General features: G+C 65.3%; 24 protein-coding genes. 5 read left to right on the forward strand and 19 right to left on the reverse strand.

Features of this window, described 5'->3' with window-relative positions; translation table 11 throughout:
• Positions 1-9: 9 nt before the first annotated feature.
• A complete protein-coding gene (locus DAT35_RS05325) occupies positions 10-1,092 on the reverse strand; it encodes an acyl-CoA dehydrogenase family protein (protein ID WP_108065817.1) in 1,083 nt (360 codons plus the stop codon).
• A 126-nt stretch (positions 1,093-1,218) separates the two neighbouring features.
• Here DAT35_RS05325 and DAT35_RS05330 point away from each other — a divergent pair, with 126 nt between their 5' ends.
• Positions 1,219-1,767 (forward strand): hypothetical protein, encoded by a 549-nt coding sequence (locus DAT35_RS05330; RefSeq protein WP_146209576.1) that lies wholly within the window; start codon positions 1,219-1,221, stop codon positions 1,765-1,767.
• 6 nt (positions 1,768-1,773) lie between these two features.
• Here DAT35_RS05330 and DAT35_RS05335 read toward each other — a convergent pair whose 3' ends face one another.
• Positions 1,774-2,274: a hypothetical protein gene (locus DAT35_RS05335; protein WP_108066406.1), complete on the reverse strand. Its 501-nt coding sequence runs from the start codon at positions 2,272-2,274 to the stop codon at positions 1,774-1,776.
• Between the two features lie 201 nt (positions 2,275-2,475).
• Entirely contained in the window at positions 2,476-3,255 is a 780-nt protein-coding gene (locus DAT35_RS05345) for a class I SAM-dependent methyltransferase (RefSeq protein WP_108065819.1), read from the reverse strand.
• A gap of 75 nt (positions 3,256-3,330) precedes the next feature.
• Between DAT35_RS05345 and DAT35_RS05350 the strand changes: the two genes are divergently transcribed.
• Positions 3,331-4,626, forward strand: coding sequence for a citrate synthase family protein (locus DAT35_RS05350; protein ID WP_108065820.1), 1,296 nt, complete (start codon positions 3,331-3,333; stop codon positions 4,624-4,626).
• 57 nt (positions 4,627-4,683) lie between these two features.
• Here DAT35_RS05350 and DAT35_RS05355 read toward each other — a convergent pair whose 3' ends face one another.
• The 14 genes from DAT35_RS05355 to DAT35_RS05420 all read right to left on the reverse strand — a co-directional run bounded on the left by DAT35_RS05355 (position 4,684) and on the right by DAT35_RS05420 (position 19,599).
• The gene (locus DAT35_RS05355; RefSeq protein ID WP_199242814.1) at positions 4,684-5,358 is read right to left on the reverse strand and encodes an HAD family phosphatase; all 675 of its coding nucleotides are present in this window, start codon (positions 5,356-5,358) and stop codon (positions 4,684-4,686) included.
• 75 nt (positions 5,359-5,433) lie between these two features.
• Positions 5,434-7,044, reverse strand: a complete 1,611-nt coding sequence (malQ, locus tag DAT35_RS05360; RefSeq protein ID WP_255415153.1) for a 4-alpha-glucanotransferase — start codon at positions 7,042-7,044, stop codon at positions 5,434-5,436.
• Positions 7,016-8,383, reverse strand: a complete 1,368-nt coding sequence (locus DAT35_RS05365) for an MATE family efflux transporter (RefSeq protein WP_108065823.1) — start codon at positions 8,381-8,383, stop codon at positions 7,016-7,018. The genes malQ and DAT35_RS05365 overlap by 29 nt, the downstream gene beginning before the upstream one ends.
• A 122-nt stretch (positions 8,384-8,505) precedes the next feature.
• Positions 8,506-9,450, reverse strand: coding sequence for an extracellular solute-binding protein (locus DAT35_RS05370; RefSeq protein WP_108065824.1), 945 nt, complete (start codon positions 9,448-9,450; stop codon positions 8,506-8,508).
• A gap of 57 nt (positions 9,451-9,507) precedes the next feature.
• Positions 9,508-10,086, reverse strand: coding sequence for a GDP-mannose pyrophosphatase NudK (gene nudK, locus DAT35_RS05375; RefSeq protein ID WP_199242815.1), 579 nt, complete (start codon positions 10,084-10,086; stop codon positions 9,508-9,510).
• 47 nt (positions 10,087-10,133) lie between these two features.
• Complete coding sequence (gene mtnP, locus DAT35_RS05380) at positions 10,134-11,030, reverse strand: S-methyl-5'-thioadenosine phosphorylase (RefSeq protein WP_108065826.1); 897 nt, start codon at positions 11,028-11,030, stop codon at positions 10,134-10,136.
• Positions 11,027-12,148, reverse strand: a complete 1,122-nt coding sequence (locus tag DAT35_RS05385) for a fatty acid desaturase (protein ID WP_108065827.1) — start codon at positions 12,146-12,148, stop codon at positions 11,027-11,029. Before DAT35_RS05385 ends, mtnP begins: the two co-directional genes overlap by 4 nt.
• Positions 12,149-12,150: 2 nt before the next feature.
• A complete protein-coding gene (locus tag DAT35_RS05390; protein ID WP_108065828.1) occupies positions 12,151-12,864 on the reverse strand; it encodes an HAD family hydrolase in 714 nt (237 codons plus the stop codon).
• Positions 12,857-14,239 carry an NAD(P)/FAD-dependent oxidoreductase gene (locus DAT35_RS05395; RefSeq protein ID WP_108065829.1) on the reverse strand — a complete coding sequence of 461 codons (1,383 nt, stop codon included), beginning with the start codon at positions 14,237-14,239 and terminating at the stop codon, positions 12,857-12,859. Before DAT35_RS05395 ends, DAT35_RS05390 begins: the two co-directional genes overlap by 8 nt.
• Complete coding sequence (locus DAT35_RS05400; RefSeq protein ID WP_108065830.1) at positions 14,229-15,356, reverse strand: DegT/DnrJ/EryC1/StrS aminotransferase family protein; 1,128 nt, start codon at positions 15,354-15,356, stop codon at positions 14,229-14,231. Before DAT35_RS05400 ends, DAT35_RS05395 begins: the two co-directional genes overlap by 11 nt.
• A complete protein-coding gene (locus DAT35_RS05405; protein ID WP_108065831.1) occupies positions 15,353-15,832 on the reverse strand; it encodes an NUDIX hydrolase in 480 nt (159 codons plus the stop codon). The genes DAT35_RS05400 and DAT35_RS05405 overlap by 4 nt, the downstream gene beginning before the upstream one ends.
• Before the next feature lie 15 nt (positions 15,833-15,847).
• Positions 15,848-16,954 (reverse strand): DegT/DnrJ/EryC1/StrS aminotransferase family protein, encoded by a 1,107-nt coding sequence (locus DAT35_RS05410; RefSeq protein ID WP_108065832.1) that lies wholly within the window; start codon positions 16,952-16,954, stop codon positions 15,848-15,850.
• Entirely contained in the window at positions 16,947-18,008 is a 1,062-nt protein-coding gene (locus tag DAT35_RS05415; RefSeq protein WP_108065833.1) for a Gfo/Idh/MocA family protein, read from the reverse strand. The genes DAT35_RS05410 and DAT35_RS05415 overlap by 8 nt, the downstream gene beginning before the upstream one ends.
• A gap of 319 nt (positions 18,009-18,327) precedes the next feature.
• A complete protein-coding gene (locus DAT35_RS05420) occupies positions 18,328-19,599 on the reverse strand; it encodes an IS3 family transposase (protein ID WP_158501561.1) in 1,272 nt (423 codons plus the stop codon).
• A 403-nt stretch (positions 19,600-20,002) separates the two neighbouring features.
• Here DAT35_RS05420 and DAT35_RS05425 point away from each other — a divergent pair, with 403 nt between their 5' ends.
• From DAT35_RS05425 to DAT35_RS05435, 3 genes are read left to right on the forward strand one after another with little or no spacing between them, the layout of a single operon-like run.
• On the forward strand, positions 20,003-21,223 hold the full coding sequence (locus DAT35_RS05425) for an MFS transporter (protein WP_158501562.1): 1,221 nt from the start codon (positions 20,003-20,005) through the stop codon (positions 21,221-21,223).
• A gap of 22 nt (positions 21,224-21,245) precedes the next feature.
• Positions 21,246-22,085: a D-hexose-6-phosphate mutarotase gene (locus DAT35_RS05430; RefSeq protein WP_108065836.1), complete on the forward strand. Its 840-nt coding sequence runs from the start codon at positions 21,246-21,248 to the stop codon at positions 22,083-22,085.
• A 48-nt stretch (positions 22,086-22,133) separates the two neighbouring features.
• Positions 22,134-22,412: a hypothetical protein gene (locus DAT35_RS05435; protein ID WP_108065837.1), complete on the forward strand. Its 279-nt coding sequence runs from the start codon at positions 22,134-22,136 to the stop codon at positions 22,410-22,412.
• Positions 22,413-22,497: 85 nt separating this feature from the next.
• Here DAT35_RS05435 and ychF read toward each other — a convergent pair whose 3' ends face one another.
• Positions 22,498-23,607, reverse strand: coding sequence for a redox-regulated ATPase YchF (gene ychF / locus DAT35_RS05440; protein ID WP_108065838.1), 1,110 nt, complete (start codon positions 23,605-23,607; stop codon positions 22,498-22,500).
• Positions 23,608-23,653: 46 nt separating this feature from the next.
• Complete coding sequence (atpF, locus tag DAT35_RS05445) at positions 23,654-24,193, reverse strand: F0F1 ATP synthase subunit B (protein WP_108065839.1); 540 nt, start codon at positions 24,191-24,193, stop codon at positions 23,654-23,656.
• Between the last annotated feature and the right edge of the window lie 111 nt (positions 24,194-24,304).

The raw sequence follows: 24,304 nt of genomic DNA on the forward strand, positions 1-24,304 counted from the left end.
TGGCCCGTTTCAGGCCGGCGGACCCTGGAGCCCCAGCAGGGCCTTGCCGAGGAAGTCGCGGATGACCGCGGGGGACCAGGCCATCAGCGGGCCGCTCATGGCATCCCGGAGGTAGCGCTCGATGGGGCGGCTGCGGAGATAGCCCGAGCCTCCCGCCAACTCCAGAGCGGCGGTGGCGATGGCCACGGCCGCCTCATTGGCCACGACCTTGGCCTGCATCTGGAGGATGGGGAAATCCGGCTCGCGGCGGTCCGTGGCAACGGCCGAGCGCTGGGCCAGCGACCGGGCCGCTTCCAGGCGGATGCTCATGTCCGCCACCGCGAACTGTATCCACTGCATCTCGGCCAGGGGACGGTTGTCCGGGGGAAGCTTGCGCTCGCGCGCGTACTCGAGCGCGAAGGCCATGGCCGCCTCGGCGATGCCGAGGGAGATCCACGGCAGCCCCACGGCGATGGCATTGGGCTGGGTGGGATCCAACACCAGCCGCCGGGACTCCGGCAGCAGCGTGTCATGGAAGTGCACGAGCTGGCTCCGGGTGGCCCGCATGCCCATCGTGTCCCAGATGTCCTCCACCTGGATGGAGGCGTCCTTGTCGATGAGGAAGAAGGCGGGCTGCCCATCACAGACGGCGTTGGTGAGCAGGTAGCTGGCGTGCTCGCAGCCGGAGACGAAGCGCTTGGCTCCGGACAGGCGCCAGCCCCCCTCCACGCGGCGGGCCTCCTGGCGCGGCATGAGGAACATGTTGCCGCTGGTGGGCTCGGACAGGGCGTTGCCGAACCAGACGCCCCGGCGGAACTCGGCCGCGAAGAAGCCCACCTGCGCCGGGTCCGGCAGCGCCAGGAAGCCGCAACCCGAGCCCTGGTGCATCAGCCAGACCGTCCCGAACGAGGCATTGCCACGGGACAGGATGCTGACGATCCGCCCGAAGGTCTGCCACGAAGCGCCATCCAGCAGCGCCGTGTTCAGCGGAGAGCGGGTGATGAGCTCCCGCCCCTCCTCGGGGAACGACGTCTCCCGGTCATGTCTCGCGGCATGCTCCGCCAGCACGGCTTGAAGCCGCTCCGCCTCCGCCAAGAGGTCCGCATCCGTCATGGGTCTCGACTCCTGAGTCCTGATGTTTCAGGCAGTCTAGACCGAGCCCCTCCCTCGGGGGCAGAGGACCCGGGGCTCGCGGGGTGGAGCCCCGTTCGTCCTATGCTCCCGGCTGGAGGTGGCATCGTGGCGAAGTCGGAGGAGCGCCAGCTGAGGGATCTGCTCGAGACGACCCAGGCCGAGGTGAAGCGCCTCAAGGCCGAGCTGGCCGAGCGCGAGAAAGCAGGACCCGTGGAGGCACCGCCACGCGTGGACGCGAAGGAAGTCCAGGCGCTACGGGAAGAGGTGCGGGTGCTGCAACAGGAGAACACCGCCCTTCGCCTGACGCGCACGGAGAACGAGGCGCAGCTCACCGCGCTCAGGACCGAGCTGGACAAGACCCGGCGGGAGACCACCCGGGTGCGCGAGGAGGCCGCCCAGGCGCACAACGAGATAGAACAACTCGAGAAGCGGCTCGAGGCCACGTCCCAGGCACTGGCGAAGTCCAGGGCCAAGGTGCAACGGCTGAGCAGCACGCCGGCCAACAAACGCTCATTGTTGGAACGGATACGCGGACTCTTCGGGGGTGGGGGTGGTGGAGGGAAGGCGGAGGAGCTCGAGCTCGCACAGAAGGAGATCGCCCGGTTGAACCAGCAGCTCAGCCTGGCGCGATTCAATCGGAGGAAGGGACGCTGACAGGGCTCAGCGCTTCTCCGTCATGCGCTCCAGCACGTCGCGGTTCTGGGGCACGAAGAAGCGCTCGCGCAGGAGCTTCGGAAGCGCGCGCTTCTCCACGCACAGGAGCTGGAGTGCGTCATTCCACTCGCCGAGCACGGCGATGGCGCGCACATCGGGACTCTCGCGGTAGAGGTCATTGAGGTTGTGCACGAGCGCCGCGAGGTCCTCCACCTCCCAGCGCTCGGACGTCTCCCCGGCGAGGATGTGGAGCTCCAGCGTGGGGCGTTCACGCACGTCGACGACCTTGAAGCGCCGGGCCACCCCACCCATGGCTTGCGTGAGAGGCCCCACCAGCTCATCGGGCCGCACGCCGAACGACACGGCGAGGCCTCCCTCGAGCAGGCCGGCATCGCACAGGCGCAACAGGGAGACGTGAGGAGGCTCGGCGGGGTTGAGCACCTCCCGGGCCGCCTCCCGGTCCTTGAGGAGGCGCGAGCGTTCGAGAGGGTCGAGGAGGGAGGCCATGATGGGAGCAAGGGTGCCACGGCGCCGGACGCCGCGTGCATGAAACTCCACGGACTCCCCACTGCTCAACCTTCCTCGCCGTCCCATGATCACCGAGCCGCAGCGTGCCGGAGCCCTCGAGGATGAAGAGGGCCTCCTCGTTGGCGAGGTGGTAGTGGCGGGCCACGAGCACTTGCCTGGGAGAGCGCTCGGGCGGAGGTTCTACGGCCGGTGGGCGAGGAGGGCGAAGACGCGGTGGGGAACGGCGAGCGGATTCTGGGGGAAACGCTCGGCGAGGAGCGAGGCGAGCGCGGCATCGAAACGGGCCACCTGCTCGGCGCTCAGGGAAGCGCCCACCTTGGAGCTGGCCCGGACGCGGCCGCGCCAGGACTCATGGGTGTAAGAGGCGGCGACGTCGAAGGAGAAGCTCTCCAGGTCGACGAAACCCGCGCCAGCGACATCCTTGAACCAGGCCGGATAGACGCCGGTGCCGAAACCAAAGTGGACATAGGGTGGGACGGGGCCGGGATTGAATTCGTTGATGAGGTTCTCGGTGGCCTCGATGATGTTGCCGGGCAGGGACACCCAGTCGAAGTGGGCAATGACGAGCCTGCCACCGGGAACGAGCAACCGGGCGGCTTCTCGGGCGGCGGCCTCGCGGTCGAACCAGTGCCAGCACTGGCCAGCGATGACGAGGTCCGCCGAGCCGTCGGGCAACCCCGTGTTCTCCGCGGGGGCGCGCCGGAAGTCGATGGAGAGCCGCTCGTCGGCGGCGAGCCCGCGGGCGCCCTCGAGCATGGAGTCCGAGATGTCCAGAGCGGTGACCTGGCAGCCGTGCCGGGCGAGCCCTCGGGCGACGGTGCCGGTGCCGGTGCCCAGGTCCACGGCGCGCAGACCGGAGCGGAGGACGCCCTCGCGAGCGAGCCGCTCGAAGAACCGCTCCGGGAATCCCGCCCGGTGCTTCACGTAGTCATCCGCCGTCCGTCCGAAATCGACCTGCATGGTTGGCTGCTCCTCGCGTCTCATCTCGACGCGCCGTCGAGTCGAGTCGACAATGCACCCCGGGAGACACGGTGAATGGTTAAGGCGAGGGAGCCCAAGGCTCAATCTCGATTCGACAGTCGAGATGAGGAGCTGCTGTCGGCGGCGGAGGCGGCGGAGTTGCTGGGAGTGAAGCGGGCAACGCTCTACACGTACGTGAGCCGGGGCCTGGTGCGGTGCGTGCCCGAGCCGGGCTCGAAGGAGAACCGGTACGTCCGGGCGGACCTCGAGCGGCTGAAAACGAGACACGACGCACGGTCGGGGCACGCGGCGGTAGCGGCGGGAGCGCTGCGCTTTGGCGAGCCCGTCATCGACTCGGCGGTGTCGCGGGTGGGAGAAGAGGGGCTGGCCTACCGGGGCCATCCGGCGGTGCGGCTCGCGGTGGAAGGACGAAGCCTCGAGGACGTGGCGGAGCTGCTCTGGACGGGGGTACTGCCGGCCCAGCCGGTGCGGTGGCCCTCGCCGGAGCTGCCCCTCCAGCCCTCGGCGGTGGCGGAGTTGTTACCGAAGCGCTCGCCCCCGCTGTCTGTGCTGCTGGCGGTGGTGCCACTGATTGGAGCCTGGGACGAGGCGCGCTTCGCGGCTCCGGCGGAACAGGAGCGGCTGCGAGGCCAGCGCCTGCTGCGGCACCTGGCGGCCTGGGTGTGCGCGACGCACGCGCCCGCGCGAGTGGCCCGGGCGCTGAAGGAGGAAACCGTGGCGGCCTCGCTGGCGGTGGCCTGGGGAGCGACGGCGAAGCGAGCGCCGGAGATGCTGAACCGGGCCCTGGTGCTGTGCGCGGATCACGAGCTGAACGTGTCCACCTTCGCGGCACGGGTCACGGCGTCTTCGGGGGCGGACCTGTACGCGTGCGTGAGCGCGGCGCTGGCGGCGGTCTCGGGACCGAAGCACGGAGGCGCGTGCGATCGTGTCGAGGCACTGCTGCAGGAGGTGGGCAGGCCGGAGCGGGCGCGCACGGTGGTGCACGAACGGCTGCGGCGGGGCGAGACGGTGCCGGGCTTCGGGCACCGGCTGTATCCGGAGGGAGACCCACGCACGCCGCCGCTGCTGGAAGTGGCGTATGCATTCCGACCGGAAACGGTGGGTGTGCGAGTGCTGCGCGCGGTGGTGGAGACGATGCGGGAGGCGGGGCACCCGGGGCCAACGGTGGATTACGGACTGGTGGCGTTGGCATCGGCGCTGGAACTACCGGCGGGAGCGGCGGCGACGCTGTTCGCGGTAGGGCGCACGGCGGGCTGGGTGGCGCACGTGCTGGAGCAGCGAGAACAGGGCCACCTGCTACGCCCGAGGGCTCGCTACGTGGGAGCCCCCGTCATCCCGCCTACGAGCTGAGAGCGCGCAGCCTCGCCTCCCCCACTCCGCCCGAAGAACATCCCTGGCGTGCCGGATTCACACGCTCAATCTCTGGACCATCCAGTCCCGGACCTGACGGTCGTCGAAGTCCTTCACGCTCGCGACCGCTCCCGTCGCGATCAAGTCATCGTGACCAAGACTCGTGGCGATGCCGATCGTGGCGATGCCAGCGGCCGTCGCCGCACGAATACCGGATCTCGAGTCCTCGAACGCAAGCGATGACCCCGGATCGGCGCCCAGCGCGCGCAGACCCTCGAGATACGGCAGGGGATGTGGCTTGCCGTGCGCCAGTTCATCTCCAATCACCAGCGCGCGGAATCGCTTCCTCAAGCCAAGCGCGGAGAGGATCATCTCCGCATTGACGCGCGGCGCGTTGGTCACCGCGGCCATCGGTATTCCCGTCTGGTCCGCCGCATCGAGCAGCGCCATCAATCCAGGCAGCGGGTACAGAGTCTCGCCAGCGAGGTCACGGAACACCGCCTCCTTCTCGGCCATGATGGCGGCCTGCCGCGACGGCTCGACACCGGGCAGGAACCGAGCAGCGATATCCGAGTTCGGAAAGCCTTGCAGCTCCCGGCAGTATCGCTCCCGGTTCAACACGTGCCCGAAGGGCGACAAGACGTGGTTGAACGCGCGCATATGGAGCGCGTCCGTGTCGGTCAGCGTGCCATCAATGTCAAACAAGAGCGCAGCGCCGGGCTTCAATTTCATTCCAGTAGGATCCATGGTGAGGGCGAGCAGATTGCTGCGCGAGGAAGTTCAGACTGCGGGCGGTGGCGGCGTGACCTACGCCGCTGACTTGTCGCGGTGCTGCTGCCCCACCTCGGGCGCACGCCCGTAGGTGCGCGTGAGCGATTCGAGCTGCTCGCTCAACTCGTCCGTCAGCAACTCCCAGCGCAACCGCCAGCTCCAGTTCTCAGGACCCACCGTCCCCGGGCGGTTCATCCGCCCCTCTTCTCCCAGCCCCAGCACATCCTGCAGCGGAGCCAGCGCCCACTGGGCCACCGAGGACCACGCCACTCGCATCAGGTCCCAATGCACCCCACGAGGTCCTGTCGTACCGAGGTACTCCAGCACCGACTGTCCCACGGGCACCGTGAGGGAGCGGAACCACCCCAAGAGGGTCGAGGTGTCGTGAGTGCCCGTGTACATGATGAAACCAGGTTGGCACTTGAAGGGCAGATAGGCGTTGTCCGGGTTCCCATCGAACGCGAACTGCAGGATGAACATGCTGGGGAAGCCACACTCCTCCCGAAGCGCATGAACCTCTGGCGTGATGACGCCCACATCCTCCACGGTGATGGGCAGCTCCCCGAGCTGGCGGCACATGGACTCGAAGAAGTGCGCTCCAGGCCCCTTCTCCCACCGGCCCAGCTTGGGCGAGGGTGCCCCCGCCGGGATGACCCAGTAGGCCTCGAAGGCTCGAAAATGATCGATCCGCACGAAGTCGAACCGCCGGAAGCTCTGCTGCAACCGCTCCGCCCACCACCGGTAGTCATCCCGCGCGAGCCGCTGCCAGTCGTAGACCGGGTTGCCCCAGTGCTGCCCCTCCTCGGAGAAGAAATCAGGCGGTACCCCCGCCTCGACCGAGGGCCGCAGCGTGTCTGGCGTCAGCCGGAAATACTCTGGCCGGGCCCACACATCCGCGCTGTCATGGGACACGTAGATGGGCAGGTCCCCGAAGATGCGAACGCCTCGCTCGTTGGCATACCGCCTCAGGCGGTTCCACTGCCGGTCGAACTCGAACTGCAGGTATTGGTGGTGGAACACCGCGTCGGCCAGCCGGAGCTTCGCGGCCTCCAGTGCCGCGGGCTCCCTTCGCCGCAGCCCCTCCTCCCACTGGCTCCAGGCAACCCCCTGCTCCTCTCGCAGTGCCGTGAAGAGCGCGTAGTCCTCCAGCCAGGCGCGTGATGCCTCCTGGAATCGCGCGAACTCCTCCCGGAGCGCGGGGGATGCACGAGTGCGGAAGGCCCGGCTGGCCTGCGCGAGCAGTCGCTCCTTGAACTCGACGACGCGCGGGAAGTCGACTCGCTCCTCGGGGAACGCCGGCACTCCCTCCAGAGCGCTGGCATCCAGCAAGCCCTGCGCTTGAAGCTGTTCCAGACATAGGAGCAACGGGTTGCCAGCGAAGGCGGAGAACGATGAGTAGGGCGAGCACCAATCCCTGAGACTCGTGGGTCCAACCGGCAGGACCTGCCAGAGTTGCTGGCCACTGGCGGCGAGGAAGTCCACGAAGCGATGGGCTTGCGTGCCGAGATCGCCGATTCCGAAGCGGCCCGGCAGGGAGGAAAGATGAAGGATGATGCCCCCCATCCGGGGCTGGCGGCTCAACAGACGCATGGTGCATTCCTGGCGTGGGTCAGGTGTTTCAAAGAGAGGGGGCCAAGGCGGGCTCAGGCGTGGCCAGCACGTGGAACCAGCGCAGCGTGCGGTAACGGAAGAAGAGGAACGCCAACTTCACCACCTCCTCCGCGAGCCTGCCGATGAAGATGCCTGGCAGCCCCATGTCCAGCACGAAGGCCAGCAACCAGACCAGCGGCAGCCCCACCATGTAGACGGCAATGACATCCACGAACAGGATGAACCGCGTATCCCCTCCAGCCGGCAGCAGGCCATTGCCCAGAATCATGTTCAGGACCTTGGCGGGCTGGAAGAGGGCGTTGAGCATGATGCCGAGGATGGCGAGGCGCAGGGTCTCCTGGCTCACGGTCGGGTAGAAGAAGTGAACCCAAAGGCTCATCGAGGCCAGGACCGCACCAAAGAGAATGGAGGAGCCAAGGCCCAGGGTCATGACCTGCCGCGCCTTGGCCTTCATGTCGTCGAGCGCGCCCGCGCCCAGGGATTGTCCCACCAGGGTCAGCGCCGCGGCCGACAACCCGGAGGAGAACATGAGGAAGAGACCTTCCGTGGCGTTCACCATCTGCGTGGCCACGATGGCTGTCGTCCCCAGCCTCACACCGAGCAACGTGTAGCTGAGATTGCCCACCGCCCACAGGATCTGCGTCATCGCGATCGGAAGGGAGAGCTGGAGGAGCGTCGTCAGCATCAGCCGATCCGGCTCAACCCAATGCCGGAGCTGGAGGAAGGCACGTCCATTGAGAAGCAAGCGCCATGACAAGAAACCCAGACGCAGCACCTGTGACGTCACCGTGGCGCACGCGGCCCCGACCACCCCCAGCGCGGGGATCGGCCCGAGCCCAAACACCAACACGAGGTTGAGCAGGGTATTGCACACCACCACCATGAAGGTGATGAACATGGGCGTGCGCGCGTCCCCCAAGGAGCGCAGCGCCCCCACCATCACGGACCCCGTCACGGACAGCGGCAACGTCAGGGCGATGAGGCGGAAGAACTCACGCCCGCTCTCAGCCACGTCGGGCGCCGCGCCCAACAGCCGCAGCATCTGCTCCGGAAGCACAGCGGCCCCCAGCGCCAGGGGGACCGTCAAGAGCACCGAGACCTGGATCGCGCTCCCGATGGAGCGCGACACCCCCACGCCATCCTGACGCCCCTGGTTGCGCGCCACGAGGATGGCAGTGCCAGCACTGAGAGCTCCCAGCACCAACGTCACCACGAACATGAGGCTGTTCGTCAGTCCCACCGCCGCGAGCGGGGCCTCACCCATCTGGGCAATCACGATCTGGTCCACGAAACCCAGCCCCATCTGGAATACCGCCTCCAGACTGGCCGGCACCGCCAGAGCGAAAATCGCCTTACGAATCTCTCGTGTCTCCATGGCGGCGATCCTCAGGCTGCGTCAGGTGGAAGGGCAGTGCACCGCGTGCGCCACAGCGCAACCGGCACACTCGCGAGCGCGAGGGCCATGGGAGGCAAAGCAAGACACTTCATGGCTATTCCTCAAGAGGTTGATTGCATGACCACGTGCTGCCACATCTCACACACGCGCGCGCGTGAGGCGGCGGCCTGGACTGCGTTGATCGGACGGAGGGGCATCCCCTGCTCCATCGGCAAGGAATCCGCCAGATTCAACAATACCACCTTATGGTATTTACGATAGATGGCACAAGCCTCGGGGGTCATCATCCACTCCAGGGCCCTGGCGGCCGCTGGCTTACAGGAAGAACCCTCGCGCATCGCGAATCCTTCGGGTTCCGAGCCCGCGGCATCCGCCGGAATCACCATCTTGAACGGCAACCCCATCCTTGTCATCCGCTGCGCGGCGATGGTGACGGTGACTCCCACCGACGCTTCATTCGCCGCGACGGCGAGACAGGGAGCGAAGGCGGAGCGCTCGATTCGCGGACGGTTCGCCGCGATCCTGCTCATCACCTCCCAGGTCTTCGGCGCACCCGTCATCTGTATCATGGACGTCAGGTGAAGAAAGCCCGCGCCGGAATAGGCCGGGTCGGGCAGGACGAGCTCTCCGAGGTAGCGCGGGTCCGCCAGATCCTCCCAGCAGGTGGGCGTCGGGAGGCCACGCCGTGCCAGGCGCTCTTCATTGACACAGAATGCAGGCACGAACGCGGAGGGGCAGAACCAGCGCGCGTCGGGATCACGCGCCCATTCCGGCAGGCCAGACATCCACGCCGAGGGGAGGGGCGCGAACCACCCCCGCAGCTCGGGTGCCAGCATGGTCGTCAGTGCCCAGCCCAGGATGATGTCCCATTGGCCGTTGGGCCCTTCCGTCAGGAGCCTGTCCAGCAAGACCGCCGTGGACATGCGTTCAATCCGGATTCGAAGATCCGGATGCGCCGCCTCGATGCCCTGCGCATACTCGGCCAGCTCGTATTCCTCCATGGCGCTGTATGCAACCACGGTCTGCTTGGGATGGGTGTCTTTCATGAGAGTCCGTGATGACAGCGGCACCTGGCAGACCGACGCGCATGGAGATGCCCGTTGCTAGTCCAGGAGGCCCGCCAACTTGGCATGTTGCAACAGCATGATGGTCTTGCCGTCCATGATCTCACCGGTGGAGATCATGCGCAGGGCCTGCTCGAGCGGCAGCTCGAGCACCTCGATGTCCTCGCCGTCCGACTCCAGCCCGCCGCCCTCCCCCTTCTTGTCCCGGTCGGTGTACTCGCCCACGAAGAAGTGGAGGATCTCCGTGACGGAGCCGGGGCTCATGAAGGCCTCGAACACCTTCTTGACGTTGCCGATCAGAAACCCCGTCTCCTCCTCGGTCTCACGCTTGATACACGTCTCGGCGTCGTCGGTGCTCAGCAGGCCGGCACACGCCTCGATCAACATCCCGTGATGGCCGTTGACAAAGGCGGGAAACCGGAACTGCCGCGTGAGGATGACTGTCTTCTTCTCGCGGTTGTAGAGCAGGATGGTCGCACCATTGCCACGGTCATAGGTCTCACGGCTCACCGTCTGCCAGGACCCATTCTTGCGCTGGTAGTCGAAGGTCGTCTTCTTGAGGATGTACCAGTTGTCAGACAGAACGACGACGTCGCGGATTCGGATGCGATCCTTCATGCCCTCGCCACTCATTGAAGCTCTCTCAGTCTTGAAGGCAGGGGGCCTCAGCCTGCCTGATTGAGAATCCGAGGCACTACAAAGCCCAGGTTTCTCAGCATAACAGGGCTTCTGTGGGATGGCGAGGTCATAATGGCGGTGTCGAGCGCACGATTGCATCCACACGAGCACAGTTCCCGATGCCCCGAGAGCACAGCGCACGCCTTCTCCACCAGGGAGTTCGCCTGCCCCGCGATGCGTCCCATGCGCTCACTGACCAGGTCGGCGGTGACAGGCTCATGACTTTCGTACCAACAGTCATAGTCAGTGATCATCGCCACCAATGTGTAGCACATCTCCGCTTCGCGCGCCAATTTGGCTTCTGGCATGGCCGTCATCCCAATCACCGATCCCCCCCAACTCCTGTAGAGATTGGACTCGGCACGCGTCGAGAACTGCGGTCCCTCCATCACGACATATGTGCCACCGTTGACGGCCGGCAGCTTCAGCTCCGCGGCGACCCCCGCCACGAGCGTTCGCATGCGCTGACATGTCGGATCACCAAAAGGAACATGGCCGACGAGCCCGCGCCCGAAGAACGTCTTCTCCCGCTGAATGGTCCGGTCGATGAACTGGTCCACGAGCACGAACGTCCCGGGAGGACAGTCTTCGCGCAGGCTGCCGACAGCGCTCAGCGAGAGCAGCTGCGTGCATCCCACGTGCTTCAGCGCCGCGATGTTGGCACGGACGTTGATCTGCGCGGGGGGAATCTGGTGCCCCGGCCCATGTCGCTGCAGAAACGCGACCTGCGAGCGGCCGAGCGTCCCCAGGACAACCTCATCCGAGGGGCTGCCGAACGGAGTCTCCACCTTCACCCGCTCGACATTGGACAGGGCCAGCAGCTTGCTCAGCCCACTCCCGCCAATGATTCCAATGCGCGCCCCACCTGCTGTCGTTCCCATCATTGCTCCTCTTGGGTATAGAGAGACGATTCAAACCCTGTTTTTGTCACGAGGCGCTCCCTCAGTTCGGAGAGCGCGGATGGAATGCTGTCGCGGAAGAACAGCAGCCCCTGGCTCGCGTGCTCCGTGTAACGCGGCTCATCTACCTTCAAGACGCGATCGATCGCTGGCAGGTAGTTCCAGCGGACACCCGGGTAGAGCGAGTGCGCCAGGTGGTAGGCGTCAGACGTCGGGCAGATGAAGACGCGGACCAGCCAGCCGGTGAAGCCCGGGTAATCCGTGGGCCTGCACATCAGGAACTCCCGCGTCAGCCGATTCTCTGGCCAGCCGGAGACAAACCACCGGTGCTCCGTCAGGAGCGACACCCAGGCGAACAGGGAGTAGCTGGTCATCAGGGGCACGAGCCAACCCCAGGCCACCGCCTTCCATCCCGCGGTCCAGCCCAGCAGCGCGGTGAGCCCCAGGAGGGTCAGCGCCCGGGCGAGCGCCGTCGCGAAGCTGTGGTTGAGCAGGCTGTTGCGCATCATCGTCTTCAAGTTGACCATCAGGCCGGAGAACCTGAGCGGGTAGAGCATGCTCCAGAAGAACTGGGCCTGAGTCATGCCCGGATGCATGCCCCCATCGAAGACCCGCGCACGGTTGGGATCGAGTTTCTCGTGGTTGGGGTTGCGGTGATGCTGCTGGGTGTGGGTGATCTGCCGGCTATGCATGTCCCGCTTGAACGCGGGGAATTGATAGAAGATATCGGACAGCCACCACTGCCAGCCACGAGCGCGGCACAGGGCGAAATGCACCGCGTTGTGCCCAAACTCCTGGAGGGCGCGAAAGCGTCCGCCCACCCAGAGGGTCAAGGCCCCCCACGCCAGCGGATGGTCGATCATCTTCGCGAGCAGCACCGCGATATAGATATCGAGCCACGTCCACAAGAAAGGGAACGGAGCGAACCACTCGTCCAGGGGCGTGTACAGGTCCTCATGTTTCCCATCCTTCCTGGGACGAAGCCGCACGAGGCGCAGGATCCGATCCGGATCCCGATAGTAACCATACACGACCGCGCGAAGCAGAAGGTCCACGCACAGCAGCGCCACAGTCAAAGATGGTACCAGCTCAAGGGGAAGCATGATCACCTCTGCAATGTGTTATCGCCCACCGGGACCCGGACCCCATTCCGGACGACGGGCTGCCATGGCAGGCTTCCGAGCAACGCCCTGATTCCGGGCACCTTCGGAGAGGTGCATGACGCCAGGAGGGTTTCATCCTGATGCCCACACGACAGGATGCAACTGTTCCAACCCAGCGCCTCGGCGATCTCCACGTCGTGCGTGGTGTCTCCCAGGTAGAGGATCTGGTGCCCCGCCAACCCCAGTTTCTCGTTCAGCACGCGCCCCTCGGCGAGCTTGCTCGTCGCACGCTCGTCCCCGAGTCCGCACACGTGGGTGAAGTACCCGCTGAGCCCCTTGGCTTCAATCGTCTCGATCAGCGTGGGCCGATAGGACGCCGAGAGGATCGACAGACCGATGCCATTCTGGCGCAAGCAGTCCAGGAAATCGACCGCCCCATCGTTCAGATCGCAGTACCTGACGCGTGCATCGAAGAAAGACAGGTACTCCCGAATGACCTCGGCGAATGGGACCTGGCTCAGATCAAATCCCAGCGAGGCGTAGAAGTCCGAGATGGGGAACCGGAAGCGGGCACGGTAGTGCTCACGCGTGACGGCCGGGACCTGGAAGCGCGTGCACGCGTGGTTCACCCCCTTCACGGCCAGCTCCACGTCGTCGAGCAACGTGCCGTTCCAGTCCAAGACCACGTGGCGAACCTGGCTCCAGAGCTCACGCATGAGGCTTGCTCCTATCGCCGAATCTCGGACGCAACGAGTTCAACACGACACGAACGGCGATCTCCGGGCGGAAGAGCTCCTTGGGCGGGACCACCAGATTGATGACACCAACCTGGGTCTGCAGCGTCAGGCGGTGTGAGTTAGCCAGCGCGCTGACTCCCGCTCCGTACCAGTGCTGGAACTTCAGCCCCAGCGAGCGTTGGCCTTGCGTTTCAGGGAAACGCATGTCCTCCGCGACCGCCACGTTCCAGGCCGGCTCCATCGCCTTCGCCATCATCGATTGGATGACGCCAGTGGTGACCCGGCCCTGGAGCCAGTCCGAGACGCGCTGCTTCAGCACGTCCGCTTCCAGCGCGCAGATCGTCATGCCCTGGCTGTACAGCGGGTTCAGACTGCAGAGCGCATCGCCCATGACGAGCAGTCCCTGGGGCCACACCGGCAGCTCCTCGTAGTAGCGGCGCTGGCTCCCCGGAATCCCAAAGCACGCCACGTCCGACAGGGGCTCGGCCTCGCGGATGACCTCATGAATGTCCGGCGCCGGCAGCTTCCCGAGGAAGTTCAGGAACTCGTTCGGATCCGACTTGGGGAACTCGCCGAACCAACCACCGGTCGTCACCAGCCAACGGTCTCCTTCGATGGGGCTGATCACCCCCATCGAGCGATTCCGCGGGGACGTCGGCAACACGAGCATGACCTTCCACCGGTTGGCGAACTCGGGCCTCCGCCGGTAGATCCGGGAGGCATAGCCAAGACGGGTCTCGACGAGGACCTTTCTCACCTCACCCAGCTCCGCCTTGGCCAGCCACTCAGACATCCTCGAGCCGCGCCCACTGACGTCGACCACGAGATCGGCGGCGAGCTCCTTCACCGGGGCGGCCCCGTCCAGGAGCACCCCATGGACCTGGGGCAGCCCCTCATGGCGGCGGATCTGGAGGCCCTGCACACGCGTGTTGGAAACGACCGTGATCCGCTCATTCCTGCGGATCCGGTGCCGCACGAGGTTGTCGAGCAACCCCCGGCTGCAGTAGTGCGCGTCGATACCGGTCCGGAAGCGATACCTCCAGCTGCCCTGCTGGAAGCATTTGACGTCGTGCCCCTGATCCGCGCTCTCGGCGCCCGCTTGAGTCAGGTCGGCCAGCAATCCAGGGAAGAACTCCTCCATGAGTTGCTTGCCACGCAGCAGCAGCAGGTGGACGTGCTTCTCCTGTGGAACGCTGCGGCGGTCAACCACCTCATCTTCAAAGTTGTCTTTCTCGATGAGGGTGACGCGCTCGAACGCCGACGACAGCACCTGAGCGGCGATGCAGCCGCCGATACTGCCGCCGATCACCACCGCGTGCCTGGCGCCGGATGAGCCTGGAGCGCTAGCACTCATACGCGTTCACCGTTGAGATGATGTGTTGGAGATCCTCGAGAGACAGGTCCGAGTGGAGGGGAACCGTCGTCAGGGAGCGCAGCAGGGCCGCGGAGTTCTTGCAGTCCCGCTGATAGGCAGCCAGGAGCGGATACTCGTAGAGCGGCCGGTTGTCGTACTTCTTGATGTCGGAGGGGACTCCATGGGTATGCAGGTGCTCGACGAAGCGCCTGCCGTCTCCCCGGACGACCTGCAGGAGCAGCGCGTAGCCGTTGACCACCCCGCCCTCACAGATGGGCAGTTCCCTGACATGGGGGTTCTGGAGCCGCTCCAGGATGTACTGACGGTTCCGCGCACGGGTTTCCACGTGCCTGTCGAGCGCTTCCAACCGGGCGAGCCCCACGGCGGCCTGCAATCCGCCGAGTTTGTAGTTGAGTCCAAAATGGATGCCATCGAGATTCCCGAACCGGGTGTAGGCCCGCATCTTCGCGTCCCGGTCGGCGTCGTTGGTCATCACGAATCCACCCTCTCCGGTGGACATGAACTTACCTTCGTGGGTGCTGAAGCAGGCGATGTCGCCGTATTCCGCCAGCCACCTGCCATTCAGCCGGGTCATATGACAATGGGCCAGATCGAGGATCAGCGGCAGCCCATGAGCCCGTGCGATCTCTCGCAGCTCATCCGCCCGTGACGGGTAGCCCCACATGGGCACTTCGATGATGCCGCGCGTCCGTGGCGAGATGACCCGCGCCAGGTCGTCCGGATCCAGCCCGAAGTTGTGAGGGCGCACGTCGCAGAATACCGGCTTCAGCCCACGCGAGAGGATGGGCAGCACCGTGCAGATCGGGCAGGTCGGCGGGACGATGATCTCATCGCCCGGTTCCCACGTGATGCCGTCCAAGGCAACCGTCACCGCGGCGGCTCCAGAGGAGACCGCCAGCACATGACGCATCCCATACCGCTCCGCGAGCTTCCGCTCGTACCGCTCCACGATGGAGGAGGTTCCGGTCAGGCCCGTCTCCAGGGCCTGCCGCAAATACCTCTCATCGTCGGGATGACGATGACGGAAGGCATCGGTGATCTCCCGCGGCGGCCTGGCGTCCGGCGGGTACTTGGAGGCTTTGCCCGACCTGCTCATAGTGACCTCCAGATCGCATCATCCGCGAACACCCGCTGCAGCAAGACGCGGAAGTTGGGGAACAGCTTCAGGTCCGCGACCTCGTCCTTCCCGAAGAAGCGAGCAGCGTGAACTTCGCTGCTCGCCTTCAGGCTCGTGTCGAGAGGCACGCAGAGGTAGATCATGTCGATGTGGTAGTGCGGCCCCTTCGGGTCGTTGATGCGCTCACACAGAATCCGGTAGGGCGTATGCAGGACATGGACATCCGCCACCGGATCCGCCAACTCCACATCCAGAGAACCCAGGATCCTCGTTTGGATGCCAGTTTCCTCGAGAATTTCTCGCACCACGGCATCGTCCGGTGACTCGTTGGCTTCAACATGGCCACCGGGATACAGCCAGACGCCCAGCTTCTTGTGGTGCACCAACAGGAGCTTGCGCTCCGGGTGGAGCACGAAACCGGACGCCGTCAGTTGTTTCGGCAATCGAGGATCCATGAGCTTCAGGTCCGCCTATCCCTCTCGGTATGCGTTGATGAGCCCCGCCATGTAATCCATGTCCTTTTCAGTCAGGGCAGGATGGACGGGGATGGTGGTCATGGTGTTCAGCAGCCGCTCGCCATTCGGGCAGTTCCGACGGTACTGCGCGACCGCCGGGAACTCGTACAGGCACTTGCAGCCGTAGCGCTTGATGTCCGACGGCACGCCGTTCTCATCCAGGTAGTCAATGAAGCGGCGGTTGTTGGCGAAGCTCGTCCGGAGCGTGAGGAAGTAGTAGTTCGTCTTCCCGCCCGGGATCAGCGTGGACTCCCGCACCGAGGGGTGGGAGAGCTTGGACAAGAAGCGCTCCGCGTTCTTGCGGCGCGCCTCGAGCTGGCGATCGAGGTGCTGAAGGCGGCTGGTTCCAAGCGCGGCGGCGAGCGCCCCCAGCTTGAAGTTCAGGCCGAAATCGCGCCCGTTCAGGTTGCCGAACCGGCTGTAGTCCCGGCAGCGCTTGGCGAGATCATTGTTGTCCGTCAGGATGAAGCCGCCCTCTCCCGTGGCGAGGGGCTTGCGCTCATGGGTGCTGAAGCAGGACAGGTCTCCGTAGGCGGAGAGCGGGCGGCCATGCAGGGTCGAGCCGTGCGAGTGGGCGAGGTCGAGGATGAGCGGAACGCCGACCTTCCGAGCGATCTTCTGCAACTCATCGACCTGGGTCGGATAACCCCACATCGGGATGTCGATGATGGCCCGGGTCTTCGGGCTCAGCACCCGATCCAGATCCGCGGGATCCGCGCCGAACCCATCCACCCGGGTGTCGACGAAGACAGGCTTCGCGCCCGCCGCCATGATCGGATAGACGGTGCAGAGCGGGCAGGTGGGCGTCAACACCACCTCATCTCCCGGCTTCACGCCCGCGGCCTCGAGCGCCACGGAGATCGCCGCGCCGCCAGACGAGATGGCGATCGCGTTGCTGCTCGAGAAGTAGCGGCCCAGCGCGGCCTCGTACTCCGAGACCACATCGGACGTTCCCGACAGACCGCGGTCCAGGGAGGCGGTGACGATGGAGAGATCGTCATCGTAGCGGGAGCGGTACTTGTCGCTGATGACCTGCTTGGGCTGAGTAGAGGGATTAGGCATTGGTGGTGCTCCGGATCTTCTTCTCTTCGATGACGCGCAGTGCCGGCAACCCCGTGTCGCCAACCTGGACTTCTCCCGCGCACACCTGCTCGATCACCTGGTAGGTCGGAATCATGCTGACGAAGTCGGCTTCGAAGGACGTGCCGGTCCGGATGGCGTTGAAGAACCCCGTCAGCTCGCCGTTGTAGCCGCTGCGTGCGTAGCCGGAGTCCAGCGGGCTGGGCTGCCAGCTGTTGCGCCAGCGCTTGTCCCCGCCCACCACCCGCGTCGCGATCTCCGACTCGTGGAGCGTCATGTTCCAGAGGTTGTCGAGCGTGATCATCGAGGACTTCTCGCTGATCACCTTCATGTCGAACTCGAAGTACGGGAACATGCTGCCCGTCAGGATGGAAGCCGTCCGCCCGGAGGAGAACGTCACGTCGATGCGCGCGAGCATCGCGTCGGCGGCCTGCTGGACCGTGGAGTGAACGTCGGTCACCGAGTCCTTGCCGAAGACGGTCGTCAGGTCGATCGAATGGATGGTCTGGGCCAACAAGAACGAGCGGAGCGTCGAGGAGTGCCCCCACAACGGCGCGCGCGGCTTGTTCGCGTAGTGGTTGATCTGCACATGAGCCACCTGGCCGAACTTCTCGCTCGCGGCAATCTTGCGCAGCTGCTGGACAGGGCGGGCGAACCGGAAGTTGAGCCCCACGCCGGTGACCACCTTCTTCCGCGTCGCCGCGTCGATCATCTCCTTCAGCTCACCGAGCGTGAAGCACGGCGGCTTCTCCACGAAGACATGCACGCCACGCTCGATCGCCATCAGCGAGATGTCCCGGTGAGCCTGCGGGGGGCACGCAAGCACCAGCGCATCCAGACCCATGCAGCTCAACATCGTCGCCACATCCTTGAACACCTGGACGTCGCGCACATAGCTCCGCAATGTCTGCGCACGCTCGAAGTCCAGGTCACACCCCGCGACGATCTGTACATCGGGGATCTGCAAGAGAGATGGAAGGAGATTCTCTTTTGTCTGCGCCCCAATGCCGACCAAGCCGACACGAATCAAAGACATTTCTTACTTCTCCTGTTCACATCAAACAAATAAAGCCTCACCTGCCCCACGGCTCGCGAGGAAGGAAAGAGCCCTATTCGAAATGAATTCCGGGGGACACGCAGAGCAAGGTGCCAGCAACCGCACCCGCCCTACCTCTGTACCGGACTGATGTCCCGAAGACGGGCCGGTGCTCCGATCCAGTCTCCTGCAGAAGGAACATTCACTAGGCGACAACAATGCTGCCACCAGGGGTCGTCAACTCCTGGCAAAAGGTACGGTTCCTCCACTGAAGCGTCACCGCCGTGCGGGAGACGGTACGTGTCAAGGAACTTGTCGCTTACCGGGCAATAACCGCTTTTCGCTCTAGACGGTACGTGAGTGTCCTTAGCCATACCCGGGGAGCCTCGGGCGGCAGCCAGCAACGCAGACCGCGGGGCCATCGAACAGGTGAGTGCCTCCAGGCCCGCGCATAGACGGCGCGCCGCGCGGCCAGCACCGACTCCTCCCGTCCAAAATACCTGTCATTGGGAGAGACGAAGCCCAGGCTCCCATGAAGGTGCTCGCCGTTGTACCAGGAGACAAACCGAGCCACCCAGGCACGCGCGGCACTCAACGAGGCGAACGGTGTGGCGGGATAATTCGGATGACGCTTCAAGGTCCTGAAGAGTGCTTCGACATAGGGATTGTCGTTGCTGACCTGGGGACGGCTGAACGAGGGGGTGATTCCCAGCCCCCGGAGGGCACACAGCATCTCGGCACCTCGCATGGGCCGCCCATTGTCCGAGTGCAGCACGAGCCCCGCTGGCTTGATGCTGTTCTGCTCGCACGCCGTGCGGATGAACGTGGCCGCATGCTCCGCGCGTTCCTCCATGTGGACCTGCCAGCCCATGATGCGCCGACTGAAGACGTCCATCATCAAGTACAGATAGAGCGAGGACCCCTTCCTGAGACCCTTGAGGTACGTAATGTCCCAGCTCCAAATCTGGTTGGGGGCCGAGACAATCCGTTCCTGCCCTGGTCCTTTCAATGAGGGTGTGAATTTTTCAACCGGCGCGCGCTTCTGTAAGCGAAGAAGGCGGTACATGGTGGACTCCGAGGCCAGATAGATTCCCTGGTCCGCGAGTCTGGGGACGAGCTCCCGGGGGGAGAGCCCCTTGAAGGGAGGAGAGTGGAGCAGCTCCACCACGAGTTGGCGCTCCTCGTCGCTGAGCCGGTTGGTGGGACGGCGGCGCGCGTTGAGCCTTCCATCCTGGGCTCGCTCCGGTTGGCGCCAACGCTGGATGGTCCGCCCCGAGATTCCCAGCAGCCGGCAGGCCGAGGACTGCCTCGAGCCATCCATCACCGCCTCGGCCACCAGGCGGCACACCCGGAGCCGCACGTCCGAGTCGTGGAGCCTGCCTCTGCCTCCCAACACGAGCCCTTTGGATTTCTGGAGGAGCGCCACCAGCGCCTGCGCTTCCGCGAGCGCTTGTTCCTTGTGGCGCACCTCGCGTTCGAGCGCTTTGACGAGGTCGAGCGTGGTCCTCGCGTCGCGAGGCCGCCCATGCCGCACGCGAGGAGCTCTGATTTTGGAGCCCTCGGCTTGTTTCCGGCCGGCCTTGACTCTCATCCGTACCCTCTCCAGAATTGGCTTACCCCGTTTAAGTGGACAGCAACGGAGGATGCCAAATTCGAAGAGGATGGTAACCAAGGAGCAAGCGGCGAAAGAGCTTGCGGCAGCATACGTCCTGTGGCATCCGCGCGAAGAAAACATGGAAGAGGATGCGTGGGAGTCCAAGCAGCGGCTGCTCGAGGATGGGTCTGCCCGTCCGGCGGGAAGAGACGCCCCGGCTCACCGCAGTGGCTGCTGACGACCCAAGCCTGCTCCAGTCCTCCTCGAAAAATATCACAAGGTCGACGGCTTGAAGGGCGTCCATGTGTGAGGATGACGCCGTCGCTTCACGTCAGAAGATGTCTGAGGAATGTCCATGAACACGAAGGTGTCTTCAGCGCCAGGTGAGCCCACGAGCCAGGTGAATCTGTTCCGCCAGCCCAACGTGCAGTTGGTGTTTCTGGGCCGGTTGTCGGTCCTGATGGCGGATGTCATCCAGGACGTCTCCTTGATCTGGATCGTGTGGGAGCTGACGCACTCGTCAGCCGCCACCGCGGTCGCCAGCATGTCGAGCCGGATTCCGCTCTGGTTGTTCAGCCTGCCCGCCGGGTCCCATGCGGATTCCGCGCCGCCCCGGCGCACGATCATCGCCGCGAATCTCATCTGCGCCGTGCTCGCGTTGCTGTTGGTGGGCTTCGCGAACCTCGGCTGGATGAATGTGCCCCTGTTGTGCCTGGTCGCCTTCGCGATCTCCACCTGTCGAACCTTCGAGGCACCCAGTTTCTACTCGCTCGTGCGAGGACTCTCGCAAGAGGGGGTAGACACCCAACAACTCAATGGGGTCGCCGACACGGCGAAACGCACGGCACGCCTCACTGGGCCGCTGCTCGCGAACGCCCTGCGCAGTGTGATTCCGGTCTTCAACATCTATGCGTTCATCGGTCTGTTCTACGCGGGCATGGCCTACGCGGGACGCCAGCTCAACGTCCGGGAATTTCGAAGTGAGCGCAAGCAGCGCAAAGGGCTGGTCGCCGACCTGCGAGAGGCGATGGTGGTGATTCGCCAACAACCCACGCTGCAGTACATCATCCTGGCCGAGTGTCTCTTCAACGCGTCGTATGGGGCTTGCTATTATGTGTTCCTCCCGCGGCTGACCATGGACACCACGGGTGGAGGAACCGCGGGCCACGCCTCCGCGGTCACGGCCTTCGGACTCGGCGGTCTGGTGGCGGGCTTCTTCTCCACGCGCCTCAAGATGGGCAAGAACGCGCTGAACTTCGCGACGGTTGCGTGGATTGGAATCGGGGCCGCGTTCGGATTGATGTACTTCGCCACGACCTTGCCGATGATCGTGTTTCTGACGGCCCTGGCTGGTGCGGCGATGGCCATCCAGACCATCGCCTTGTGGAGCGGGCTCCATGCCGCATGCCCGCCCGAGCATTCAGGGCGTGTGTATTCGATCTGGCGCCTGGGTGCGGATACGGCGATCACCGTGAGCACGCTGATCGCGGGGGTGGTCGCCGACGCCTTTGGTCCCACCGTCCCGATTGGAGTCGTCGGAGTCTATGTCTTCTTCGCGATCCTCATCGCCCGCCGGTTCACACTGCACCGGAGCGTGGCGCCGGCTCCCACCCTGTCGTGATTGGAAGTGAGAACGAAAGCCCATGCACCCGAACGCTGACGCTTCAACCGATTCACTGTCCACGGTGACGGCCACCGATGGTGCGCGAATCCGGTTCTCCACACACGGCGGACAGATCTGCTCCTGGACGACCGCGGATGGCATCGAGCGGTTGTATTTGAGCCCACGGGCCGACCTGCAGGGCCCCGCCGCGATCCGTGGCGGCGTGCCCGTCATCTTCCCTCAGTTCGCGAATGAAGGGCCCCTGCCGAAACATGGGTTCGCCAGGTCGAGTCTCTGGCGGGTGTCGAGCAGTGAGACCCTTCCCTGTGGAAGTGGCTCGGTCGAGATGCGGTTGTCGGACGACGCGGCGACCCGGCAGGTCTGGCCCCATCCTTTCGAGCTCGTGTTGCGTGCCCGCTTCAAGGGCATGGAGCTGGACCTGTCCCTGGCCGTCATCAATACGGGGAGCGCGCCGTTCGACTTCACCTGTGCGTTGCATACCTATCTGGCCGCGAACGCGACCGAGGCCGTCATCCACGGCTTGCAGGGGCTTCACTACCTCGACTCCGCGGACCATCGCCGGATGGGTGTCCAGCAGGAGGAGCTCCTCCGCATTGATCGGGAGGTGGATCGGTTCTTCTTCGGACTGACCGGTCCCGTCGAGCTGCGAGGGGGCGCCACTTCGATCCGGGTGAAGCAGGAAGCGTTCGCCGATGTGGTGGTCTGGAACCCCTGGAGTGAGCTCGCCAGAAAGCTCGCCGACCTTCCCGATGACGGATTCAGACACTTTGTCTGTATCGAGTCCGGGACCGTGCAGCGCCCCGTCTCCCTCGCGCCTGGGAAAGAGTGGTTGGCCTCCCAGCACTTGCGAGTCGGCTGATACGACAATGCGCTGGACTCCGTCCCGCGCGCGCCTTACCGAGCAGCCATGAGCCCCTTCCTGCGCCTCCAGTTGGTGCTGCTGCTCGGCAACGTCGCCTTCATCGCCGCCTGGGCCGTGGCCCTCACCCGCCCCGCCGGCTGGCAGTGGATCGGCCTCCTGCTGCTCGCGTTCTTCGTCGTCGTGCGCGTGGGCGGCATGTGGCTCCGCGCCCGGAAGTACCCCGACGAGGCCGGCCGCTCCCGCCGCGCCGCCATCCTCTCCACCTTCGTCGCCGCGCTCGCCGTGGCCCTGTGGCTCTACACCGCCCTGCGCGGGCCAGCCTGAGCCCTCTGGCCCGCAAAGCAGAGAGGGTGCCCGGGACCTCTCGGTCCTCCTGGCACCCTCTCGGTGAGCAACAGCGCGCTGCCGGCTACACGTTGAAGCGGAAGTGCATGCAGTCGCCGTCCTGCACCACGTACTCCTTGCCTTCAATCCGCAGCAGGCCCTTCTCCTTCACCGCCGACTCGCTGCCCAGCTTGATGAGGTCTTCCCACCTCATCACCTCGGCCTTGATGAAGCCGCGCTCGAAGTCCGAGTGGATGACGCCCGCCGCCTGCGGCGCCTTGTCACCCTTGTGGATGGTCCACGCCCGGCACTCCTGCTCGCCCACCGTGAAGTACGTCTGCAGGCCCAGCAGCTTGTAGCCCTCGCGCACCACCTTGTGCAGACCCGGCTCGCTCAGCCCCGCGCTCTCCAGGAAGCCCGGACGCTCCTCCTCGGGCAGTTGCTGGATTTCGGCCTCCATCGCCGCCGCCAGCACCACCACGCCCGCCCCCTCCTTCGCCGCCATCTCCCGCACCGCATTCACGAACGCGTCAGCGTCTTCCTTCCCAATCTGCTTCTCGCTGATGTTCGCCACGTACAGCACCGGCTTGTCCGTCAGCAGGAACAGCTCGCGGATGGCCGCATGCTCCTCGGCCGTCAGCTTCTGCCCGCGCACCGTGATGCCCGAGTCCAGCCCGGCCTTCACCCGGTCCAGCAGCGCCAGCTCCGCCTTCGCCTCGTCGCCCGCCTTGCCGCCCATCTTGGCGTTCTTCTGCGCGCGCTCGCGGCGCTTCTCGACCGTCTCGAGGTCCTTCAGGCACAGCTCCGTGTCCACCACGTCCCGGTCCCGCACCGGGCTCACTCCGCCCTCCACGTGCGTGATGTTGTCGTCCTCGAAGCAGCGCAGCACGTGCAGCACCGCGTCCACCTGGCGGATGTTCGCCAGGAACTGGTTGCCCAGTCCCTCGCCCTTCGAGGCGCCACGCACCAGGCCCGCGATGTCCACGAACTCGAGCGAGGTGGGGATCTTCTTGAGCGGCTTCACCAGCGCCGTCAGCTTCTCCAGCCGCTCGTCCGGCACCGGCACCACGCCCACGTTCGGTTCGATGGTGCAGAACGGGTAGTTGGCCGCCTGGGCCCCCGCCGCCGAGAGTGCATTGAACAGGGTGGACTTGCCCACGTTGGGCAGACCGACGATGCCGATGGAAAGCGCCATATTGGGTTCCTGAACAGCGGAAGACGGACCCGGAAATCCGGGAGGACTACGCCCGGGTCTCGGGCGAGCCCTTGACCGGCAGGCCCTGCACGAACTGCTCCGCCAGGGCGCGGTGCTTGGTGTCGTCCAGGCGCTCGTTGAGCAGCTTGCCGGCGACCTCCATGGCCAGGTCCACCGCCATGGCCTTCACCTCGGCGATGGCCTTGGACTTCTGCTCCTGAATCTCACGCGTGGCGGAAGCCTTGAACTCCTCGGCCTCCTTGCGGCTCTTGGCCATCAGCTCCTCGCGGAACTTCTCCACCTCCTGCTGGTTGCGGCGGAGCATCTCCTGGGCCTCGCGGCGGGCCTCGGCGATGGCCGTCTTCTGCTCGGCGAGCAGCTTCTCGGCCTCGGCGCGCTCACGCTTGGCGGCCTCGATGGAGCTGGCGATCTGCTTCTCGCGCTCCTCCACCAGCGCCAGGATGGGGCCCCAGGCCTTCCAGCGCAGGATGACGGCTACGATGATGAAGGTGACGAGGGTCCAGAAGATGAGGCCCGGGCGGACCTCCACGAAGCTGCTGGCGGCGAGAACGTTGGGCAGGAGCATGGCGGCCTTCGCAGGTACGGCGTCAGGGTTGCGGCGGGTACGACGACAACGGGAACGGCTCTACATGTTGCAAGGGCCGGCGCCCCCCGCGTGAGCGAGCGAGCGCCGGAC

It is taken from the genome of Vitiosangium sp. GDMCC 1.1324, from assembly GCF_003044305.1.
GTDB lineage: Bacteria > Myxococcota > Myxococcia > Myxococcales > Myxococcaceae > Archangium.

What these genes read in the sequence shown, in the direction of transcription:
- DAT35_RS05325 (WP_108065817.1), bottom strand. Translation starts at nt 1,092, where the DNA reads ATGACGGATGCGGACCTCTTGGCGGAGGCGGAGCGGCTTCAAGCCGTG.
- DAT35_RS05335 (WP_108066406.1), bottom strand. Translation starts at nt 2,274, where the DNA reads ATGGCCTCCCTCCTCGACCCTCTCGAACGCTCGCGCCTCCTCAAGGAC.
- DAT35_RS05345 (WP_108065819.1), bottom strand. Translation starts at nt 3,255, where the DNA reads ATGCAGGTCGATTTCGGACGGACGGCGGATGACTACGTGAAGCACCGG.
- DAT35_RS05350 (WP_108065820.1), top strand. Translation starts at nt 3,331, where the DNA reads ATGGTTAAGGCGAGGGAGCCCAAGGCTCAATCTCGATTCGACAGTCGA.
- DAT35_RS05355 (WP_199242814.1), bottom strand. Translation starts at nt 5,358, where the DNA reads ATGAAATTGAAGCCCGGCGCTGCGCTCTTGTTTGACATTGATGGCACG.
- DAT35_RS05365 (WP_108065823.1), bottom strand. Translation starts at nt 8,383, where the DNA reads ATGGAGACACGAGAGATTCGTAAGGCGATTTTCGCTCTGGCGGTGCCG.
- DAT35_RS05370 (WP_108065824.1), bottom strand. Translation starts at nt 9,450, where the DNA reads ATGAAAGACACCCATCCCAAGCAGACCGTGGTTGCATACAGCGCCATG.
- nudK (WP_199242815.1), bottom strand. Translation starts at nt 10,086, where the DNA reads ATGAAGGATCGCATCCGAATCCGCGACGTCGTCGTTCTGTCTGACAAC.
- mtnP (WP_108065826.1), bottom strand. Translation starts at nt 11,030, where the DNA reads ATGATGGGAACGACAGCAGGTGGGGCGCGCATTGGAATCATTGGCGGG.
- DAT35_RS05385 (WP_108065827.1), bottom strand. Translation starts at nt 12,148, where the DNA reads ATGCTTCCCCTTGAGCTGGTACCATCTTTGACTGTGGCGCTGCTGTGC.
- DAT35_RS05390 (WP_108065828.1), bottom strand. Translation starts at nt 12,864, where the DNA reads ATGCGTGAGCTCTGGAGCCAGGTTCGCCACGTGGTCTTGGACTGGAAC.
- DAT35_RS05395 (WP_108065829.1), bottom strand. Translation starts at nt 14,239, where the DNA reads ATGAGTGCTAGCGCTCCAGGCTCATCCGGCGCCAGGCACGCGGTGGTG.
- DAT35_RS05400 (WP_108065830.1), bottom strand. Translation starts at nt 15,356, where the DNA reads ATGAGCAGGTCGGGCAAAGCCTCCAAGTACCCGCCGGACGCCAGGCCG.
- DAT35_RS05405 (WP_108065831.1), bottom strand. Translation starts at nt 15,832, where the DNA reads ATGGATCCTCGATTGCCGAAACAACTGACGGCGTCCGGTTTCGTGCTC.
- DAT35_RS05410 (WP_108065832.1), bottom strand. Translation starts at nt 16,954, where the DNA reads ATGCCTAATCCCTCTACTCAGCCCAAGCAGGTCATCAGCGACAAGTAC.
- DAT35_RS05415 (WP_108065833.1), bottom strand. Translation starts at nt 18,008, where the DNA reads ATGTCTTTGATTCGTGTCGGCTTGGTCGGCATTGGGGCGCAGACAAAA.
- DAT35_RS05420 (WP_158501561.1), bottom strand. Translation starts at nt 19,599, where the DNA reads ATGAGAGTCAAGGCCGGCCGGAAACAAGCCGAGGGCTCCAAAATCAGA.
- DAT35_RS05430 (WP_108065836.1), top strand. Translation starts at nt 21,246, where the DNA reads ATGCACCCGAACGCTGACGCTTCAACCGATTCACTGTCCACGGTGACG.
- DAT35_RS05435 (WP_108065837.1), top strand. Translation starts at nt 22,134, where the DNA reads ATGAGCCCCTTCCTGCGCCTCCAGTTGGTGCTGCTGCTCGGCAACGTC.
- ychF (WP_108065838.1), bottom strand. Translation starts at nt 23,607, where the DNA reads ATGGCGCTTTCCATCGGCATCGTCGGTCTGCCCAACGTGGGCAAGTCC.
- atpF (WP_108065839.1), bottom strand. Translation starts at nt 24,193, where the DNA reads ATGCTCCTGCCCAACGTTCTCGCCGCCAGCAGCTTCGTGGAGGTCCGC.